The sequence below is a fragment of the Streptomyces atriruber genome, from assembly GCF_001418325.1.
Taxonomy (GTDB): Bacteria; Actinomycetota; Actinomycetes; order Streptomycetales; family Streptomycetaceae; genus Streptomyces; species Streptomyces atriruber.
In genome coordinates, this window is the sequence record NZ_LIPN01000066.1 from 17,316 (window position 1) to 36,323 (window position 19,008).

A 19,008-nucleotide genomic window follows, 5' to 3' on the forward strand; every position below is an offset into this window, starting at 1 on the left:
GACGCTCCTCACGGATTGTGCTGGTTGCTGTCCGGGCGCCGGGCCGAGTCGGCGTATCCGTGCGGGTTGAGCCGCTGGAAGCGCCACGCGTCCCGGCACATGTCGGCCAGGTCCCGGGTGGCGCGCCAGCCCCAGGCGCGCTCCACGGCGCGCGCGTCGGCGACGAGTTCGGCCACGTCTCCGGGGCGGCGCGGCATGATCTGGTACGGGATGGCCCGCCCGCACGCCGCACCGAACGCGGAGACGACTTCGAGGACCGATCGGCCCGTGCCCGCCCCGAGGTTGAACACCCGCAGGCCGGGGCCGTCGGCCAGGTGGTCGAGGGCCACGCGGTGCGCGTCGGCGGTGTCCATGACGTGCAGGTAGTCCCGGACGGCGGTGCCGTCCGCGGTGGGGTAGTCGTCGCCGAAGACGGGCAGCCGTTCGAGCCGCCCGGCGGCCACCTGTGCCACGTACGGCATCAGGTTGTCGGGGATCCCGCCCGGGTCCTCGCCCAGCAGGCCGCTGGGATGGGCGCCGACGGGGTTGAAGTAGCGCAGGGCCAGGACCGTGAACTCCGGGCACCGGGCGCACACGTCGGCGAGGATCTGCTCGCAGAGCCACTTGGAGGCCGCGTACGGATTGGTGGGCCCGGCGGGCGTCGACTCGTCGAGGGGGCCGCGTCCGGCGTCGCCGTACACCGAGCAGGACGAGGAGAACACCAGCTGGTGCACTCCGTGTGCGCGCATGACCCCCAGCAGCGCGGTCGTGCCGCCGACGTTGGTGTCGTAGTACTCGACGGGCATCCGGGTCGACTCGCCCACGGCCTTGTGCGCGGCGAAGTGCACGACGGCGTCAACGGAGTGGCGGTCGAAGACGGCCGACAGGGCGCGTCGATCACGGATGTCCAGCTCGTACACGGCGCCGACGAAACGGTCGGTGATCCTCTCCACCCGCTCGAAGACCTGCGGGGTGCTGTGCGAGTAGTCGTCGATGACGATCACCTCGTATCCGTGGTCGAGGAGTTCGACGCAGGTGTGACTGCCGATGAAACCGGCGCCGCCGGTGACGAGGATCGTGGAGGGTGCGCTCATGGCCGGTCACCAGCTCAGGACGGCGGCCGCGTACGCCGGGTAGAAGACGATGCCGGTGGCGACGGGCAGCGCCGCCAGGACGCCGAGGACCAGCGGGAGCCGCGCGGCCGGCAGGGCGCGGGCGAACGGGACGTCCGCCGCGCGTGCCGTCTCGCGGACGTGGAGCAGGGGGACGGCGACGGCGACCGTCGCGTAGGTGGCGGCGGCGAGGAGGCACAGGAAGACGTAACCGGCCGCGGGGCGCGTCAGCTCGCCGTACAGGACGACCGCGGAGAGGCCGGTGGTGAGCAGGAGGTAGGGGAGGGTGAGCCGGGCGGACAGCGGACGGAGCCCGCCCGGCTCCTTGGGGGTGACCTTGAAGACGACGGGCCGCGAGCGCAGCTTCTGCACGACGGCTCCGAACAGTCCCAAGACCACGTACGGCCAGCGGGCGAGCGCGAAGAGCCAGGTCTCCCAGCTGATCAGCGGGGCGGAGGGCGGCCGCAGCAGACCGCGGCGGCGCATCAGGCACAGGCTCAGGAGCAGCCACACGGGCATGGTCCAGAAGTGCGCGAGGAAGTCGAAGTAGTTGACGTTCATCCACGGCAGGCCGGTGAGGACGGCGACCGGGGGGAGCGTGAGCCCCGCGACGATCATCAGGCCGAGGAGCGGGTAGTAGCCGAGGGCGTACGAGAAGCGCAGGCGCAGCACGAGGGGCAGTCGGCGCAGGTGCCGGGGGAGCAGGCCGAGCAGCATCGTGGTGAGGCTCCGTGACCACTGGTACTCCTGCGTGATCATGTCGGCGAAGCTGAGGGGCCCGTCGCCGTGCGCCTCGGCGTCGATGGCGAACGCGCCGTGCCAGCCCGCCGAGTTGAGCAGGTACGTGGTGGAGAAGTCCTCGGCGAGTTCGGGGCCGAGCCCGCCGATGTCCCGCAGCGCGCGGGTGCGTACGGCGTAGTGCGAGCCGATGCACATGGGCGCGAGCCCGTCGCTGTGCCCCAGCTGGACCGCGCCGTGCCAGATGGCCTCGCGGTGCAGCCGCCCCCGGGCCGCCCACGACGCCGTGCCGTTGGCGTCGCACACGCTGGGTGCGGCGACGTAGCCGATGGCGGGATCGTCGAACGGCCGGACCATCTCGGCCAGGTACGTCGCCGCGGGCACGTGGTCGCAGTCGAGCTGCGCGACCACGGCGTAGTGCCGGTAGCCCCAGCGGTCGTAGAAGAAGGCGAGGTTGCCCTCCTTGCAGCGGGTGCGGCGCGGCCAGCCGTCCCGGTGGTACGCGGTCACGCCGCGGCGGCAGGACATCCGCACGCCGTGCGCGCGGCACCAGCCGGTGATCTCCTCGGTCGGGTCCTCGTCGCACAGCCACACGTCATAGGCGTGCGGAAAGCTCTGGGCCAGCATCGCTTCGAGCGTCCGCCGGGCGGTGGGCCACGGTTCCGAAGGCGCGCGGGTCACGGCGAACGCGACGGGCAGCGCCGGTACCGGCAGGTCCGGGGCGATCCGGCGCAGGCGGAGGGCGGTCGCGAAGAAGTAGCAGGGGAGACCGGTCAGGTAGAGCAGCAGGCCGCTGTTGACGAGGAGCCCGGCCCAGCCGACGCGGTGCTCCGGCCGCAGCCACCAGGACCAGAACCAGAGGAAGCTCAGCCCCCAGCACACGACGGTCGCCACGAGAGCGGCCCGGTCGCGCCGGGAAAGCACCGGCACGAACGTGCCGGGCCGGACCGTGCGCTTCGGGAACGGGTGGCCGAAGACGGGGCCGCCGGCGGTGATCCGGACGACGTTGCCGTCCGAGAGGCGGGCGAGCTCACGCTCCACCTGGACCAGATCTGCCGTCATCGGCTCGCTGTGCGCCATGGCGAGACGCTCCCTGAGGGTGCCGACGCTGTACGCTGACTACGTACGTTTACGTCGTATATGTACGACTTTGCACCCAATGTCCTCAGGGGTCAAGGGGGCAAGGGGGCAGGAGAAGCGGAGGCGGCTGTCATGGCGGACGAGAGCAACGAGGCCGCGGCCCGGGGCCGGCGCGCGAGCGACCGGGGGCGCTACGGACGCCTGAGCCGGGAGCGCGTCCTCGCCACGGCGCTGGAGGTCGTCGACCGCGACGGGCTCTCGGGCCTGAGCATGCGCAAGCTCGGCGCCGAACTGGGTGTGGAGGCGATGGCGCTCTACCGGTACGCCGCGGGCAAGGGCGCCCTGCTCGACGGCCTCGTGGAGGCCTTCTGCCAGGAGCTGGAGGAGGACCTGGGCGCGCACCCCCGGGCCGACGGCTGGCAGCGGGAGCTGCACCGCATCGCCCTCGCCACCCACGGCGTCGCGCTGCGCCACCCGAACGTGGTGCCGCTGCTCGCCACGCGCCTGCTCTCCACCCCGCTGGCCCGCCGTCCCGCCGCCGTGCTCCGCAGCGACGAGCGCATCCTCGCGCTCCTCCACGACGCGGGCATGGGGGAGCACCGCACGGTGCGGGTGCACCGGTCCTTCACGGCATGGCTGCTCGGCTACCTCCTCGTCGAACTGCGGGCCATGGACGACGAGCCCGGCGAGCCCGACCCGGCCTTCCGCCTCGGCCTGCACCGCCTGCCCGCGCAGGAGTACCCCCGGCTCAGGGCGACCGCCGTCCCCATGGCCGCCCCGGGCGGCCCCCGCCGGCTGGCCGAAGGCCTCGACGCGCTCCTCGGCTCCCCGTCGCTGTCACGGGACGAGGACTGACCGGGGCGCCGGGCAGGTCAGGCCAGGCCAGGTCAGGACAGGGCCAGGTGCCGCCGTGCCGACTCCGCGAGCGCCCGCACCGCGGGATGCCACGCCCCGTCCCTCGGCCCGGACAGCACCAGTCGGCGCGAGACCCGCGGTGACACCGGCAGCAGCACCAGATCCGCGGGCAGCAGCGGACGGGAGACCTCGGACAGGACGGTGACGCCCATGCCCGCCTGCACCATGCTGATCAGGGTCGCCAGGTCGCGGACCCGGTGCGCCGGGGCGAGCCGCAGCCCCGCCAGCTCGTGGAGCGCCCGCACGCGGTCCTCGCAGCCGCCCGGCGAGACCAGGAAGTCGTCGTCCGCCAGGTCGCGCACGTCGACGACCGGCTCGGCCGCCAACGGGTGGTCGCGGGGGAGCAGGGCGCGGTAGCCGTCGACGGCGAGCCGGACGCCGGGGCCCGGCGGCGGGTCGACCAGGACGGCGGCATCCGCCGTGCCGTTCGCCAGCCAGCCCGTGATCTCGGCGCTGTCGCCCTCGAAGACCCGTACCGTGACGTGCGGGCAGCTCTCCCGCCAGTGCGCCGTCAGGCCGGGCAGCAGGCCCTGGCGGACCGTGGGCGTCGCGGCGATCCGCACCGTGCCCCTCAGCGTGCCCGTCGCGTCCGCCGCCGCCTCCTCGACGCCCCGCACCGCCGACAGCGCGCCACGGGCGTACGGCAGGACGCGCTCCCCGAGCACCGTCGTGCGGACCTGACCGGCGCGGACGAGCAGCGGCCCGGCCAACTCCCGCTCCAGGGACGCCACCGCGTGCGAGACCGCCGACTGGCTCACGCCCAACTCGTCGGCGGCCGCGCCGAAGCCGCCCGCGTCGACCACGGCGACGAAGGCCCTGAGCTGCGGGAGGTTCACGGTCATGAGGCGGCCTCATACGGCGGTGAGAGTGCTGGGTTGGCTCCATCGTGCCAGGCCGGGCGAGGGTGGAGCCATGCCTCACATCAGAGCCACCGTCACCGGCCCCGACCTGCCCGCCGACGTCTCCCGCCGCCTCGCCGAGGGCCTGACCGGCCTGGCCGTCACCGCGCTCGGCAAGTCCGCCGAGCGCACCATCGTCCACCTCGACCCGGTTCCCGCCGACCGCTACCACGTGGCCGGAAAGCCCCTTGCCGAAGGCGCCAGGGACGCTCACCTGGAGGTCAGCATCACCGCGGGCACCAACAGCGCGGCGGAGAAGGCCGCCTTCATCACCGGGGCCGCCGCGTTCCTGGCAGACCTCCTCGGCCCGCTCGCCCGCGGCGGCGTCGCCCTGCACGAACTGCACCCCGAGAGCTACGGCTACCAGGGCGTGACCCAGTTCGAGCACTACCGCGGAAACTGACAGGGGCCCGCACGCCGAAGCGTGCGGGCCCTCATCCGCGTACGGAAAAAAGGTGGGCGGGACCGCTATCGCAGCCGCGCCATCAGCGCGTGCTCGACCAGCGTGATCAGCGCGCTCTTCGCGTCCGCGCGGTGTCGCGCGTCGGTCGTGATGATCGGGGTGTCCGGGCCGATCTGCAGCGCTTCGCGCACCTCGTCGGGCGTGTACGGCTGGTGGCCGTCGAAGCCGTTGAGGGCGATGACGAAGGGCAGCCCGGAGTTCTCGAAGTAGTCGACGGCGGGGAAGCAGTCGGCGAGCCGCCTCGTGTCGACCAGGACGACCGCGCCGATCGCGCCACGGACCAAGTCGTCCCACATGAACCAGAAGCGGTCCTGACCGGGCGTACCGAAGAGGTACAGGATCAGGTCCTGGTCCAGGGTGATGCGGCCGAAGTCCATGGCGACGGTGGTCGTCGTCTTGTCCCCGGTGTGGGTCAGGTCGTCGATGCCCGCGGACGCGGACGTCATGACGGCCTCGGTGCGCAGCGGGTTGATCTCAGAGACCGCCCCGACGAACGTGGTCTTGCCCACGCCGAAGCCGCCCGCCACCACGATTTTCGCGCTGGTGGTGGAGCGGGCTGTTGCTCCGCCGCTAGAGCTTGCGAAGTCCACTGAGCACCCTTTCGAGCAGTGTCACGTCTGGCTGGCCGCCGGCGGTCTCGTCGCCGCCGGGCTGATGGATGGCGACAAGTCCGGCCTCCGCCAGGTCGGCTACGAGGATCCGGGCGACGCCGAGGGGGATGGAGAGGAGCGCCGAGATCTCGGCGACCGACTTGATCTCCCGGCACAAGTTGCAGATGCGCTGATGCTCGGGCAACTGGCCCTGCAACTGGTGCGGTTGTGCGGTGGTGTGCACCAGCGCCTCGATGGCGAGCTGGTAGCGCGGCCTGGTGCGGCCGCCCGTCATGGCGTACGGGCGCACCAGGGGGTTGTTCACCGACCCCGCGGGCGCCGGTTCGGGGGCGCGCCGCTGGGGTTGCACGGGCTGGATCCGCGGCGCGTGCGCCGGGGTGCCCTGGTCGTACGGACGCGGCCCGGGCTGCTGGGGCGGCGTGTACGGCTGACGGCGGTGGCTCGGAGCGGAGGGGAAGTTGTACCTGTTCGGGCCGCCGTCGTGCTGGCCGCCCTGGCCGTGACCAGGGGACCAGTTCGCCGATGACGAACCGTCTGGGGGTGTTGCCACGTTGCTTCCTCCTCCAACTGTGCCGGGCACCATCACTGTGGAGCCGCGTCCCGAACCTTACGGCCACGAGGCGCGAAAACGCACCGTCTGTCTGTTAGTTGAGAAGGCTCCCCTGGAGCTCCGCGCGCAGGTCCGGAGTGAGAACCGTGCCCGCACGATCGACAAGAAGTGCCATTTCGTACCCGACGAGACCAATGTCCGCATCCGGGTGGGCGAGAACGGCGAGCGAGGAGCCGTCGGAGATGGACATGATGAAGAGAAATCCTCGCTCCATCTCCACAACGGTCTGGGTCACGGAGCCGCCCTCGAAGATCCGGGAGGCCCCGGCGGTCAGCGAGGTCAGACCCGAGGCGACGGCCGCGAGCTGGTCCGCGCGGTCGCGGGGGAAGCCTTCGGACATCGCGAGGAGGAGTCCGTCGGCGGAGACCACCACGGTGTGGGACACCCCGGGGGTGTTGTCCACGAAGTTGGTGATCAACCAGTTCAGGTTCTGCGCCGCCTGGCTCATCGGGCTCACACTAACGCTCCTGGTTGTAGGTGCTATCAGGGCTGAAGCCCTGGCCATTCGTGTCACTTCCTGCGGTGCGTCCCCGCTGGACGCCGCGGCGCAGGTTGCTCAGCCTGCCCCGCACGTCCTCGGGGTCGCGGGAGACCTGGGGGCCGCCCTGTGGGGTCTGTTCCGCGGTGCCCTCGACCAGATTGGCCTTGGGCACCCGCCGCGGGAGCCCGGACGAGGTGACCCCGCCCGCCTTCGGCTCCTTGAGGCGCTCGGCTCGCTGCCAGCGCTCGTCGTTGGACGAACGCCAGTCGTCCTGGCCCTCGCTCGGGGCGGGGGAACCGCCGTTCCCGCTCGCGCCGGAGGAACCCCTGCGGGGGAGGCCCGCGTCGGTCATGTCGTGGACGACGGACGGCGCCGGTCCCGGCCGGTCGAAGCCTACGCGCTCGGCGTCTGCCGTGTGGCCCGCCTGCGCAGATTCCGCTTCCTGTCCGTACTCCGGCTGGTAGCCGTCCGCGGTGGGCCAGTCGTCCTGACCCGAACGCTCCGGATAGGAGATCTGCTGGTCCTGGTAGCCGGTCGGGTTGTCCTGGTAGTACGGCTCGGCCGGGTACTGCTCGCCCTGGTACGGCTCGGCCGGGTACTGCTCGTCGCGGTATCCGTCCTCGGCGTACTGCGCGTTCGGGTACTGCCCGGTGGCGTACTGGTCGTTCTCGTACGGCCCGCCCTGGTCGTAGGCGACCTGCTGCTCCTCGTACGCGGGAGCCTGCTGCTCGTACCCACCCTGCCGCGGCTCGACCTCGTCGCGGAAGAGCGGACGGTGGCCGCCGGGCTGCTGGGCCTGCGCCTCCAGCGCCGCGCGGCGCTCCTCACGCATCAAGGAGCGGCCGACCGGGTCGAGTTCCGGCTGCGCCTCGGTGTCGTCCCCGTGGTAGCGGGTGTCGTCGAAGCCCAGCTCGGCGGCGGTGCGCAGCGGCTCCGGCGCCAGCGCCTGCTGCTCCGGGATGATCGAGGAGACGGTGAACTCGGGGTCCTGCGAGGCGTGCTCGCCACCGCCACCGTGCGTGATCGCGTCCGGCAGCATGACCAGCGAGGTCGTGCCCGCCTGCTCGCCCGACGGGCGCAGCTGCACGCGGATGCCGTGCCGGTCCGACAGACGGCCGACCACGAACAGGCCCATGCGCTGCGAGATCGCGGCGTCCACGGTCGGCGGGTTGGCCAGCTTGTGGTTGATGTCCGCGAAGTCCTCGGCGGTGAGGCCGATGCCCTTGTCGTGGATCTCGACCATGACGCGGCCGTCGGGGAGACGGGTCGCGGTGACGCGGACCTTGGTCTGCGGCGAGGAGAACGTGGTGGCGTTCTCCAGGAGCTCGGCGAGCAGGTGCACGAGGTCGGTCACGGCGAGGCCGTGGATCTCGGCCTCCGGAACGCCCGACAGCTCGATGCGCTCGTACTGCTCCACCTCGGAGGAGGCGGCGCGCAGGACGTCGACCAGCGGAACCGGCTGGTCCCAGCGGCGGCCCGGCTCCTCGCCGGAGAGCACGAGGAGGTTCTCGCCGTTGCGGCGCATACGGGTCGCCAGGTGGTCCAGGCGGAAGAGGGACTCCAGCTGGTCCGGGTCGGCCTCGTTGTTCTCCAGGTCGGTGATGAGGGTCAGCTGGCCCTCGATCAGGGACTGGTTGCGGCGCGACAGGTTGGTGAAGATCGCGTTGATGTTGCCGCGGAGCAGGGCCTGCTCGGCGGCGAGCCGCACGGCCTCGCGGTGCACCTGGTCGAAGGCGCGGGCGACCTCGCCGATCTCGTCCGTGGAGTTGATCGGGATGGGCTGCACCCGGGTGTCGACCCGGCCCGGGTCGGTGCGCGACAGCTGGTCGACCAGCATCGGCAGGCGCTGCTCGGCGATGCCGAAGGCGGCGGTGCGCAGCTGGCGCATCGCCTTCGACATCTGGCGGGCCATGAGCCCGGCCAGGATGAAGGCGGCGAGCAGGGCGAGCACCACGATGGCGCCGGTGATGTACGCGTTGCGCTGCGCGGTGGCGGCGATGTCGGACGCCTCGTCCACGGCCTTGTCGGCGAGGTCCGACTCGATCGTGCGGTACGCGTCGAACTTGGCGGTGGTGGTGGCCCACCAGGCCTCGCGGGTGATGCCCTTGCCGGCCAGCTCGACGCGGGCGCTCGGCTGGGTGCTCTCCAGGGTGGCGATGGCGGAGACCATCTTCTCCTGGGAGGGCGGCGGGACGAACGTCTTGCCCTGGGCCTTCGCGGCGGCCGCGGCTTCCTTGGCCTGCTTCTCGCCGGCGGCCGTCAGCTCCTTCTCGGCGTCCTCCAGCTTGGCGACGTCCTCGGGGGTGCCGCCGCCGGTGTACTCCTCGATGGCGATGCGCTCGAGGTAGGCGTACGAGGCGAGCGAGGTGCGCTGCAGCGTCAGCGAGCCGGTGCCGGGGCCCGGCTTGACCAGCAGGTGCGTACCGATGGACCGCTCCAGCGAGAGCGCGGCCTTGGAGAGCGAGATCGCGTAGACGGTGCGCCCGTAGCTGGTGATGTTGCCGGTGCCCAGACCGAGCTCGTTGGCGAACTCCATCAGGGGGTGCTGGATGGCGACGTAGCCCTCTTCGGTCTTCACGCCGGGGAGCTTGGTGGTGTACGCGGCCTGGCGCAGCGGAGCCAGCTTCGGCTCGACCTTGTGGAAGCCGTCGAGCCGACGGTTGAGGCCTTCCTTGTCCGGCATCTTCTCCGAGGCGGCCTTGAACTCGGCGGCGGCCTTGTCGGTGGCCTTGCGGGCCTTGATGACGGTCGGGTCGTTCCGCTTGCCGTTCAGCAGCGGAGCGGCGGTGATGTCGCGCTCCTCGATGAGACGGTTGCCGTAGTTCAGCGACGCCCGCACCAGGCGGGCGGTGTTCTCGGCGTCCTGGGCCTCGTTCCAGGTGTCGATGGAGCCCTTGACCTGGAAACCGCCCATGACCAGGCCCACGAGCACGGGTATGAGCAGGATCGCGTTCAGGCGGGTCGGCACGCGCCAGTTGCGGGGGGACATCCGTCCGCCGGAGGACGCCGGGTGCTCGCTGACCGGCGCGGCGGCCACGTCGGCGGGGGACGCCGCTGTGCGCGGCGGCGGGGTGAAGTTGCCCCGCGTGTCCCCGGTGGGGGATGCCGCGGGGCTCGGCTTGCTTCGCCTCACTCGACCAACAACCTCTCGGCGGCGGCACTCACGTCGTGCCGCTGTCGTCTCCAAGGCCCGTGCTACTGGGCAGTTCAGCGCATTCCAGCACGTCAGGGGCCGCTCTTCCAAACAGTAGGAAGCGCGGCCCCCAAGTGGTGTAAGCCTCAGATAAATCGGTCATAAAGAGCGAGCCCCGCCAAAAGGCGGGGCTCTTGTGAGCACAGCGACACCAGGTGACCGCGACGCGTGGCGGTCACCGGGCAATTCTCTGTCGAAACGTTATGAACACCCATCGCGGCCGTGTCAAAGGACACAGATCACTCCGTGTGGACTACGGCAACTGCCGTACTGACCTGCCTACTTGAGACGTGCCATAAGTGCGTGCTCGACCAGGGTGATCAAGCCACTCTTTGCGTCCGCACGGTGTCGCGCGTCGGTCGTGATGATCGGCGTACCGTCCCCGATCTGCAGCGCTTCGCGCACCTCGTCGGGCGTGTACGGCTGGTGGCCGTCGAAGCCGTTGAGGGCGATGACGAAGGGCAGCCCGGAGTTCTCGAAGTAGTCGACGGCGGGGAAGCAGTCGGCGAGCCGCCTCGTGTCGACCAGGACGACCGCGCCGATCGCGCCACGGACCAAGTCGTCCCACATGAACCAGAAGCGGTCCTGACCGGGCGTACCGAAGAGGTACAGGATCAGGTCCTGGTCCAGGGTGATGCGGCCGAAGTCCATGGCCACCGTCGTGGTGGTCTTGTCCCCGGTGTGGGTCAGGTCGTCGATGCCCGCGGACGCGGACGTCATGACGGCCTCGGTGCGCAGCGGGTTGATCTCGGAGACCGCCCCGACGAACGTGGTCTTGCCCACGCCGAAGCCGCCCGCCACCACGATCTTCGCGGAAGTGGTGGAACGGGTCGCCTCCGAACCGCTAGAGCTTGCGAAGTCCACTGAGCACCCTTTCGAGCAGTGTCACGTCAGGCTGGCCACCGGCGTTCTCGTCGCCGCCGGGCTGGTGGATGGCGACGAGCCCGGCCTCGGCCAGGTCCGCCACGAGGATCCGGGCCACCCCGAGCGGCATCGACAGCAGGGCCGAGACCTCGGCCACCGACTTGACCTCACGGCACAGGTGGCAGATCCGCTGGTGCTCGGGGAGCAGCCCCATCAGCTGGGCCGGGTCGGCCGTGGTGCTCACCAGCGCCTCGATGGCGAGCTGGTAGCGGGGCCGGGTCCGGCCGCCGGTCATCGCGTAGGGACGCACCAGCGGCTGGTCGCCCTCCATTCCGTACGAGGCGTCGCCGTACGGGTTGTGAGAGGCGGTGGGCGGGGTCATGGATCCTCCGGGCGGGACAGCAGGTCATCTGCGTGTGCCGTCTGACAGAGCCGGTGGGGGCAGTGTGGCGGCCGGACGGTTGGTCAGTACGTTCGGTCGGTGGGGCGGCCGAAGGGGTGAGGCTTCGGAGCGTGCTCGGGGCTAGTGGAGCAAGCTGCCCTGCAGCTCCGCGCGGAGGTCCGGGGTGAGGACGGCGCCCGCGCGGTCGACGAGGAGGGCCATCTCGTACCCGACGAGGCCGATGTCGCACTCGGGGTGCGCGAGCACGGCCAGGGACGAACCGTCGGAGACGGACATGATGAAGAGGAACCCCCGCTCCATCTCCACCACGGTCTGCGTGACGGTGCCGCCCTCGAAGATCCGGGAGGCCCCGGCGGTCAGCGAGGTCAGACCCGAGGCCACGGCCGCGAGCTGGTCCGCGCGGTCGCGGGGGAAGCCCTCGGACATGGCCAACAGGAGGCCGTCGGCGGAGACCACGACCGTGTGGGACACCCCGGGGGTGTTGTCCACGAAGTTGGTGATCAACCAGTTCAGATTCTGTGCCGCCTGGCTCATCGGACTCAACTAACGCTCCTGCTGGTGAGTGGGGAAACTGCCGGTCTGGCCGGTACCGGCCTGGCGACCCTGCTGGATGCCCCGACGGAGATTCGTCAGCCGGCCGCGTACCTCTTCGGGCGCACGCGAGACCTGCGGACCTGTGCTGTCCTGCTGCTGCTGGGCCGTGCCCGCTACCAGGTTGGCGCGCGGGACGCGACGCGGCAGTCCGGATGTGGTGACGCCGCCCGCGGAGGGCTGCCGGACGCGCTCGGCCTGCCGGCCCAGCTCGTCGTTGGGGGAGGTGCGCCAGCCGCCGGACATCCCGCTGCCGTTGGTGCCGCCGGGGGCGGCGGGCGCGGCGGCCGGGTCCTGGCGCTGGGGGCGCGAGGGGAGCGGACGCTGCGGCGGCTCGGGGGCCTGGTGGCGCGCGGGCTCGGGAGCCTGGCGCGGACCGGCCTCGGGAACCTGGCCGCCCTGCGGCTCCTGCCGCGCGGGCTGCTGGTGCTGCGGCTCCTGCGGTGCGGGCTGCTGCTGCGCCGCGTGCTGGTTCTGCTGCTGCTGGAACCAGTTGGTCTCCAGCGTGTCGAACAGCGGCGTGCGCCCGTCACCGGGACCGGCCGGGGGCAGGGGCTCGGGCTCGGCGGGCTGCAGGGGGTTCGCGGGCTGCAGGGGCTGCTGCTGGTTCTGCGGTGCCTGCGGCTGCTGCGGCGCCTGGCCCTGGTTCTGACCCTGGCCCTGGTTCTGGCCCTGACCGGGCTGCTGCGAGGACGTCTGCGGCTGCTGCGGGATGCCCTGGTCGGGGTCGCCCTGGCTGCGGCGCGGGGCCGGCGGACGCGGCACGGTGTAGTCGGGGTTCTCCCGACCGCCCTGCTGCGCGAAGCCGTTGGCCTGGTCCTGGTTCTGCGGCTGGTTCTGGCTCTGGTGCTGCGGCGCGGCCGGGCGGCCGGGCCGCTGGCCCTGGCGGGGTCCGCCCTGACCGCCCTGACCACTCTGACCGCCGAAGACGTCCGAGCGGACGAACTGGCCGGTGGAGCCGGTGTCCTGCGGTGCGGAGGTGCCGGGCGGCGGCCCGTCGAAGTCCGGGCGGGCGAACTCCGCGGTGGAGCCGGGACCCTGTCGGTCGTCCGCAGCCGCCGAGGGCTGGGGGAACTGACCGGTGGACTCGTGCTCCTCGTGGCCCCGCGGGGTGTCGAAGGGCTCGCGCGAGACCTGCGGCTGCGCGTTCTCGTCGCTCCAGCTGGGCACGCGCGGCTGCGGGTTGCCCCCGGGCAGCTCGGCGCGGGGTCCGCCGCGCGGCGGCAGCTGGGGCCTGCGGCCCTGGTCACCGGCGTCGGACGGCGGGTTCATGGCGTTCGTACGCTGCTGGGGCACCGGAGGCTGCGGCGCGTTGCCGCCACGGCCGCCCTGCGGCTGACCGCCCATCGGCTGGTTGCCCTGCGGAGCCATCGGCTGACCGCTCTGCGGACGCTGCTGGCCCGTGTCCCGGGAGGGCAGTGCGGCCCGCGGACCCGAGCCCGCGACCTGCTGGCGCGGCGCACCGGCACCGAGCAGTCCGGGACCGCCCTGGCCACCGCCACCGGGCCCGCCGCCGAGCGCGGGACCGCCGCGGCCGGGGCCACCGCCCTGACCGGGACCGCCGTTGCCGCCCGGACCGACACCGCGGCGCGCGGCCGCGGCACCCGCGGCGGCCTGAGCCGCGGCGGGACCGCCGGTCGACGTGGGCGCACCGGGCTTGCCCGGCATCTTCTTGCCGCCCTGGGCGACGTCGACGGGCAGCATGACCAGCGCGGTCGTACCACCGGAGTCGGACGGGCGGAGCTGGATGCGGATGCCGTGGCGCTGCGACAGACGGCCGACCACGAACAGACCCATGCGGCGCGAGACGGAGACGTCCACGGTGGGCGGCGACGCGAGCCGCTCGTTGATCGCCGCGAGGTCCTCGGGCGAGAGGCCGATGCCGGTGTCGTGGATCTCGATCAGCACACGCCCGTCGGGCAGCGCGTGACCGGTGACCTTGACCTTGGTCTGCGGCGAGGAGAAGGAGGTCGCGTTCTCGAGCAGCTCGGCGAGGAGGTGCACGAGGTCGTTGACGACGCGTCCGGCGACCTCGGTCGCGGGCACCGAGGAGAGCTCGATGCGCTCGTACTGCTCCACCTCGGACGCGGCGGCACGCAGCACGTCGACGAGGGGGACGGGGCGCGTCCAGCGGCGGCCGGGCTCTTCACCGGCGAGGACGAGGAGGTTCTCACCGTTACGACGCATACGCGTGGCGAGGTGGTCGAGCTTGAAGAGCGAGGACAGCTGGTCCGGGTCGGCCTCGCGCGACTCCAGCTCGGAGATGAGCGAGAGCTGGCGCTGGATGAGGCCCTGCGAACGGCGCGAGAGGTTGGTGAACATCGCGTTGACGTTGCCTCGCAGGAGGGCCTGCTCGGCGGCGAGGCGGACGGCCTCGCGGTGCACGTCGTCGAAGGCCGCGGCCACCTGGCCGATCTCGTCGCGCGAGTGCACACCCACGGACTCCACCGAGGTGTCCACGTCCTGCGGGTCCGACTCCGAGAGCTGCTTGACCAGCTCGGGCAGGCGGTCCTGGGCGACCTTGGTCGCGGTGTCCTGGAGGCGGCGCAGCGAGCGGATCATGGACCGGGCCACTACGAACGCGCCGACGAGCGAGACGCCGAGCACGAGCAGGATCAGCGCACCGTTGAGGATGGCCGACTGCTCCGACTCGTTGCGCAGCTCGCGAGCCTTCTGCTCCATCTCGCCGAGGAGCGTCAGCTCGATCTTCGACATCGCGTCGATCTTGGTGGTGTCGTTGTCGATCCAGTCCTTGTAGGACCGCTTGTCCTGGAGCTTGATGCCGCCCTCCTGCTCGAGCACGCGCTTGGCGTACTCGTTGGCGGCCTTGACCGCGGGGTTGCCGCCGTCGATGGGCTTGGTCAGCTCACCGGCGTTGCCCGCGTAGATCTTGCTGAACGTCTGGAGCTCCGAGCGCTCCTTCTCGTTGGCGCTGAGGCCGAAGGTGCGGTCGGTCTCGGAGATCTTGCCGTAGTCGCTGTCGTTCGCGGGCAGGGCCGCGGCGATGATCGCGCGCTGGACGGACGCGTACTCCTTGGCCGAGGAGAAGGCGGCCAGCGAACGCGTGCGCTGGATCATGTCCGGGTTGCTCGTCGCCTGCGCCATGTCCTGGGAGAGCTTCAGGAGCTGCTCGACCAGCTGGCTGTAGGCCTCGACGGTCTGCGAGGTGGAGCCCTTGTCGGCGAAGGCCTTCTTGCGGACGTCGTTGATGCCCTGGAGCTGCTGGGTGATCTGGACCGCGCTGTGCCGGACGCCGAGGAGGCCCTTCTGGCCGTCGGTGTCGTTGAGGTCCTGGGTGCCCTGCAGGAAGTTGCGGTAGACGCGGTCGGTCTTGTCGCGCGCGCCCTTGACCGTGTAGTCCGAGGCCGTCGCGCCGTGCGCGAGGGGGCCCGCGGACTTGTCGCGCTCCTCCTGGAGCGCCGCGGCCAGCTCGGTGGCCTGCTTGGTCATCTCGGTCAGCAGCTTCATGTTGTCGAGCTGCTGGATCTCGTCCAGGGACGAGTTGATGCGGAGCGCGCCGAGCGACGTCGCGGTGATCACGGGGAGCGCGAGCAGCGAGACCAGGCGGGTGGAGATGCGCCAGTTGCGCAGGGCTATTCGCGAGCCGGGGCCGGTGGGCGTCTTGGCTCCGGACGAGCCCTTGCCCTTGGCCGGGGCGGCCGGCGAGCCGCTGCCGACGGCACCTTGGCGTGCGGCGGCGGGGCCGCTGTCGCCGGGCGTGCCCGGACCGGGATTCTGGGCGTGCTGGGGCGAGGAGCCGCGCTCCGGCTCCGCCGGAGCATCCCCTCGGCCGCGGTCGGCCTGGGGAGACCCCTTGCCATCCCTCTTGAAACGTCCCTGCACTAGCGTCGCAACCTCTGGACCAGGCGTCCTGCCGGGTAACGGCGGGACGGTGTCGGCGTCGTGGGGCGGCGAGCGCCCCATGGGTGGTCGTGAGTGACCGGCGCTTGCTCCCCCTCCCCGCCGCCACTCGGCGCTGCGTTGCGCCCCTGCGCGCCGGTTCGATCCCGCGGCGGTCCCGGGAATTCCAGCACAGTGCCGGATCTCCAACAAGGCCCGTGTGTCGCGTCGCGAGCTACGTGACGCGTTGTGAGTGCGGAGTCACGAGACGTAGAAAGTGATCTAGTAAAAAACGGACTCATCCCCACAAAGCTTCTACCGGTGGGGGGTGTCCCAGTCTTCATGATCAGGAGCGGAATGGTGCCTTCAGTGGCGCAATGTCCGTTTCCGACTGGTCGACTCTGAGCCTGAATTGACCCTTTTGTCGGCTAGCTCGTGAGCAAACTCACATGAAGATCATGGCGTCTTCCGGACTTTGGCCGGGAATTGGATGTTTAGCCTGACGCTTTACAGGGATGGCGAATCCGACAAGCCGCGTCCGTCACGCGACGCCTCAACCGACAAGGTCCGAACAGCAGATGAAGACTGTGAAGTCGACGATGTTCCGCAACATAGCCAACCCGCGCCGCACCACTCTCGCGCACCTCGCGGACGCGGACGAGCTCCGGGCCGCGGCCGACCGCCCGGAGCACGCCGTCGAACTCCCGACGCAGACCGCCAACCCCAAGCGCACGATCCTGATGGACGCCCCGGAGCCCGCCACCCCGTCCACGGTCTGAGCCGGGATTCCACCCCGTTCACGCTCTGAGCCCGCATCCCAGCCCGTCCGGCGTTTGAGGACGGGCCGCGGAGCGGCGATCGACAGAGGCGAAGGCGCGGGGCCACGCTCAAGAGGCCGTCAGCGGGCCGCAGGCCCCCGCGTTAGCCTGGGGTGTCACACCGCAACCACCCCAAGAGGCTAGAGCGTGCGCATCGCCAGGTTCTCCATCGACGGCAATGTCGGCTACGGAGCAGTCGAGGGGGAGAGCACCCCCGGCAAGGAGGGCGAGCTCGTCCTCGACATCATCAAGGGCATCCCGTACGCCGACTTCGAGCTGTCCGGCACCAAGGTCCCGCTGAGCAAGGTCCGCCTGCTCCCGCCGGTGCTCCCGAACAAGATCGTGGCCTTCGGCCGCAACTACAAGGAGCACGCGGCGGAGCTCGGCCACGAGGTCCCGGACGCCCCCTTCGCGTTCCTCAAGCCGTCCACCTCGCTGGTCGGCACCGGCGACGCCATCACGTACCCCTCGTTCTCCGAGGAGCTGCACCACGAGGCCGAGCTGGCCGTGGTCATCGGCCGCATGTGCCGCGAGGTCCCGCGCGAGCGGGTCAAGGACGTGATCTTCGGCTACACCTGCGCCAACGACGTCACCGCGCGTGACGTCCAGCGCCGCGAGAAGCAGTGGGCCCGGGCCAAGGGCTTCGACAGCGCGTGCCCGCTCGGCCCCTGGGTGGAGACCGAGCTCGACCCGAGCGACCTCACCATCCAGTGCACGGTCAACGGCCAGCAGCGCCAGCTCGGCCGCACCAGCGAGATGGTCCACTCCATCGAGGACCTGATCGTGAACATCTCCGAGGCCATGACGCTGCTCCCGGGCGACGTCATCCTCACGGGCACCCCGGCAGGGGTCGGCCCCCTCAACGTCGGCGACGAGGTCGCCGTCACCATCGAAGGCATCGGCACTCTCACCAACAAGGTGATCAAGCGTGGCTAACGCGACCCCCGTACGCGTACGTTTCTGTCCCTCGCCGACCGGCAACCCCCACGTGGGCCTGGTCCGCACCGCCCTCTTCAACTGGGCCTACGCCCGGCACAACGAGGGCACCCTGGTCTTCCGCATCGAGGACACCGACGCGGCTCGCGACTCCGAGGAGTCGTACGAGCAGCTGCTCGACTCGATGCGCTGGCTGGGCTTCGACTGGGACGAGGGCCCCGAGGTCGGCGGCCCGCACGCGCCGTACCGCCAGTCGCAGCGCATGGACATCTACAAGGACGTCGCGGCCAAGCTCATCGACGGCGGCCACGCCTACCCCTGCTACTGCACCACCGAGGAGCTGGACGCCCGCCGCGAGGCCGCCCGCGCCGCCGGCAAGCCGTCCGGTTACGACGGCCACTGCCGCGACCTCACCGCCGAGCAGATCGAGGCGTACGAGGCCGAGGGCCGCAAGCACATCATCCGCTTCCGGATGCCCGACGAGGCCACCACCTTCACCGACCTGGTCCGTGGCGAGATCACCGTCCAGGCGGAGAACGTCACGGACTACGGCATCGTCCGCGCGAACGGCGCCCCGCTCTACACGCTCGTCAACCCGGTCGACGACGCCCTGATGGAGATCACCCACGTCCTGCGCGGCGAGGACCTGCTCTCCTCCACGCCCCGCCAGATCGCCCTCTACAAGGCGCTGATCGAGCTGGGCATCGCCAAGGGCATCCCCGAGTTCGGCCACCTCCCGTACGTCATGGGCGAGGGCAACAAGAAGCTGAGCAAGCGCGACCCCCAGGCCTCGCTCAACCTCTACAGGGAGCGCGGTTTCCTCCCGGAGGGCCTGCTCAACTACCTCTCCCTCCTGGGCTGGTCGTTCTCCGCGGACCAGGACGTCTTCTCGATCCCCGACATGGTCGCCAAGTTCGACCTCGCGGACGTGAACGCCAACCCGGCCCGCTTCGACCTGAAGAAGGCCGAGGCGATCAACGCCGACCACATCCGCATGCTGGACGTGAAGGCCTTCGCCGAGGCCTGTGAGCCCTGGCTGCGGGCTCCGCACGCCAACTGGGCCCCGCAGGACTTCGACGAGTCCGCCTGGGCGGCGATCGCCCCGCACGCCCAGACCCGCGTCAAGGTCCTCTCCGAGATCACGGACAACGTCGACTTCCTGTTCCTGCCGGAGCCGGTCTTCGACGAGGCGAGCTGGACGAAGGCCATGAAGGAGGGCTCCGACGCGCTCCTGCGCACCGCCCGCGCCAAGCTGGACGCGGCCGACTGGACCTCCCCCGAGTCCCTCAAGGAAGCCGTCCTGGCCGCCGGCGAGGAGCACGGCCTCAAGCTCGGCAAGGCCCAGGCCCCGGTCCGCGTCGCCGTCACCGGCCGCACGATCGGCCTGCCCCTCTTCGAGTCCCTGGAGATCCTGGGCAAGGAGAAGGCGCTCGCCCGCATCGACGCGGCCCTGACGAAGCTCACCGCGTAACCAG

Annotated in this window: 16 protein-coding genes; 5 read left to right on the forward strand and 11 right to left on the reverse strand. The window is 71.2% G+C overall.

What is annotated here, in order from left to right:
- Positions 1-8 precede the first annotated feature (8 nt).
- Both galE and AOK03_RS07840 read right to left on the reverse strand, forming a co-directional pair.
- Positions 9-1,073, reverse strand: a complete 1,065-nt coding sequence (galE, locus tag AOK03_RS07835) for a UDP-glucose 4-epimerase GalE (RefSeq protein ID WP_208609512.1) — start codon at positions 1,071-1,073, stop codon at positions 9-11.
- A 6-nt stretch (positions 1,074-1,079) separates the two neighbouring features.
- Complete coding sequence (locus tag AOK03_RS07840) at positions 1,080-2,909, reverse strand: glycosyltransferase family 2 protein (protein ID WP_055564446.1); 1,830 nt, start codon at positions 2,907-2,909, stop codon at positions 1,080-1,082.
- Positions 2,910-3,041: 132 nt separating this feature from the next.
- On the opposite strand from AOK03_RS07840, the gene AOK03_RS07845 reads away from it, so the two are divergent.
- The gene (locus AOK03_RS07845; protein ID WP_055564447.1) at positions 3,042-3,764 is read left to right on the forward strand and encodes a TetR/AcrR family transcriptional regulator; all 723 of its coding nucleotides are present in this window, start codon (positions 3,042-3,044) and stop codon (positions 3,762-3,764) included.
- 32 nt (positions 3,765-3,796) lie between these two features.
- Here AOK03_RS07845 and AOK03_RS07850 read toward each other — a convergent pair whose 3' ends face one another.
- Entirely contained in the window at positions 3,797-4,666 is an 870-nt protein-coding gene (locus AOK03_RS07850) for a LysR family transcriptional regulator (protein WP_055564448.1), read from the reverse strand.
- Between the two features lie 70 nt (positions 4,667-4,736).
- Between AOK03_RS07850 and AOK03_RS07855 the strand changes: the two genes are divergently transcribed.
- The gene (locus AOK03_RS07855; protein ID WP_055564449.1) at positions 4,737-5,126 is read left to right on the forward strand and encodes a tautomerase family protein; all 390 of its coding nucleotides are present in this window, start codon (positions 4,737-4,739) and stop codon (positions 5,124-5,126) included.
- Positions 5,127-5,191: 65 nt separating this feature from the next.
- Here the strand turns inward: AOK03_RS07855 and AOK03_RS07860 are convergent, their stop codons facing one another.
- From AOK03_RS07860 to AOK03_RS07895, 8 genes are all read right to left on the reverse strand, one after another.
- On the reverse strand, positions 5,192-5,776 hold the full coding sequence (locus AOK03_RS07860) for a GTP-binding protein (protein WP_030361923.1): 585 nt from the start codon (positions 5,774-5,776) through the stop codon (positions 5,192-5,194).
- Complete coding sequence (locus AOK03_RS07865) at positions 5,757-6,347, reverse strand: DUF742 domain-containing protein (protein ID WP_055564450.1); 591 nt, start codon at positions 6,345-6,347, stop codon at positions 5,757-5,759. The genes AOK03_RS07860 and AOK03_RS07865 overlap by 20 nt, the downstream gene beginning before the upstream one ends.
- Before the next feature lie 94 nt (positions 6,348-6,441).
- On the reverse strand, positions 6,442-6,855 hold the full coding sequence (locus AOK03_RS07870) for a roadblock/LC7 domain-containing protein (RefSeq protein WP_055564496.1): 414 nt from the start codon (positions 6,853-6,855) through the stop codon (positions 6,442-6,444).
- A 10-nt stretch (positions 6,856-6,865) separates the two neighbouring features.
- On the reverse strand, positions 6,866-10,021 hold the full coding sequence (locus AOK03_RS07875) for a sensor histidine kinase (protein ID WP_055564451.1): 3,156 nt from the start codon (positions 10,019-10,021) through the stop codon (positions 6,866-6,868).
- 339 nt (positions 10,022-10,360) lie between these two features.
- A complete protein-coding gene (locus AOK03_RS07880) occupies positions 10,361-10,945 on the reverse strand; it encodes a GTP-binding protein (RefSeq protein WP_055564452.1) in 585 nt (194 codons plus the stop codon).
- Entirely contained in the window at positions 10,926-11,327 is a 402-nt protein-coding gene (locus tag AOK03_RS07885; protein ID WP_055564453.1) for a DUF742 domain-containing protein, read from the reverse strand. The genes AOK03_RS07880 and AOK03_RS07885 overlap by 20 nt, the downstream gene beginning before the upstream one ends.
- 141 nt (positions 11,328-11,468) lie before the next feature.
- On the reverse strand, positions 11,469-11,882 hold the full coding sequence (locus AOK03_RS07890) for a roadblock/LC7 domain-containing protein (RefSeq protein ID WP_030787430.1): 414 nt from the start codon (positions 11,880-11,882) through the stop codon (positions 11,469-11,471).
- A gap of 9 nt (positions 11,883-11,891) precedes the next feature.
- Positions 11,892-15,782: a sensor histidine kinase gene (locus AOK03_RS07895; protein WP_055564454.1), complete on the reverse strand. Its 3,891-nt coding sequence runs from the start codon at positions 15,780-15,782 to the stop codon at positions 11,892-11,894.
- Positions 15,783-16,357: 575 nt separating this feature from the next.
- On the opposite strand from AOK03_RS07895, the gene AOK03_RS07900 reads away from it, so the two are divergent.
- The 3 genes from AOK03_RS07900 to gltX all read left to right on the forward strand — a co-directional run bounded on the left by AOK03_RS07900 (position 16,358) and on the right by gltX (position 19,004).
- Complete coding sequence (locus tag AOK03_RS07900) at positions 16,358-16,558, forward strand: hypothetical protein (protein ID WP_055564455.1); 201 nt, start codon at positions 16,358-16,360, stop codon at positions 16,556-16,558.
- A gap of 186 nt (positions 16,559-16,744) precedes the next feature.
- Positions 16,745-17,533, forward strand: coding sequence for a fumarylacetoacetate hydrolase family protein (locus tag AOK03_RS07905; protein ID WP_055564456.1), 789 nt, complete (start codon positions 16,745-16,747; stop codon positions 17,531-17,533).
- A complete protein-coding gene (gene gltX, locus AOK03_RS07910) occupies positions 17,526-19,004 on the forward strand; it encodes a glutamate--tRNA ligase (protein WP_079074554.1) in 1,479 nt (492 codons plus the stop codon). Before AOK03_RS07905 ends, gltX begins: the two co-directional genes overlap by 8 nt.
- Positions 19,005-19,008 lie beyond the last annotated feature (4 nt).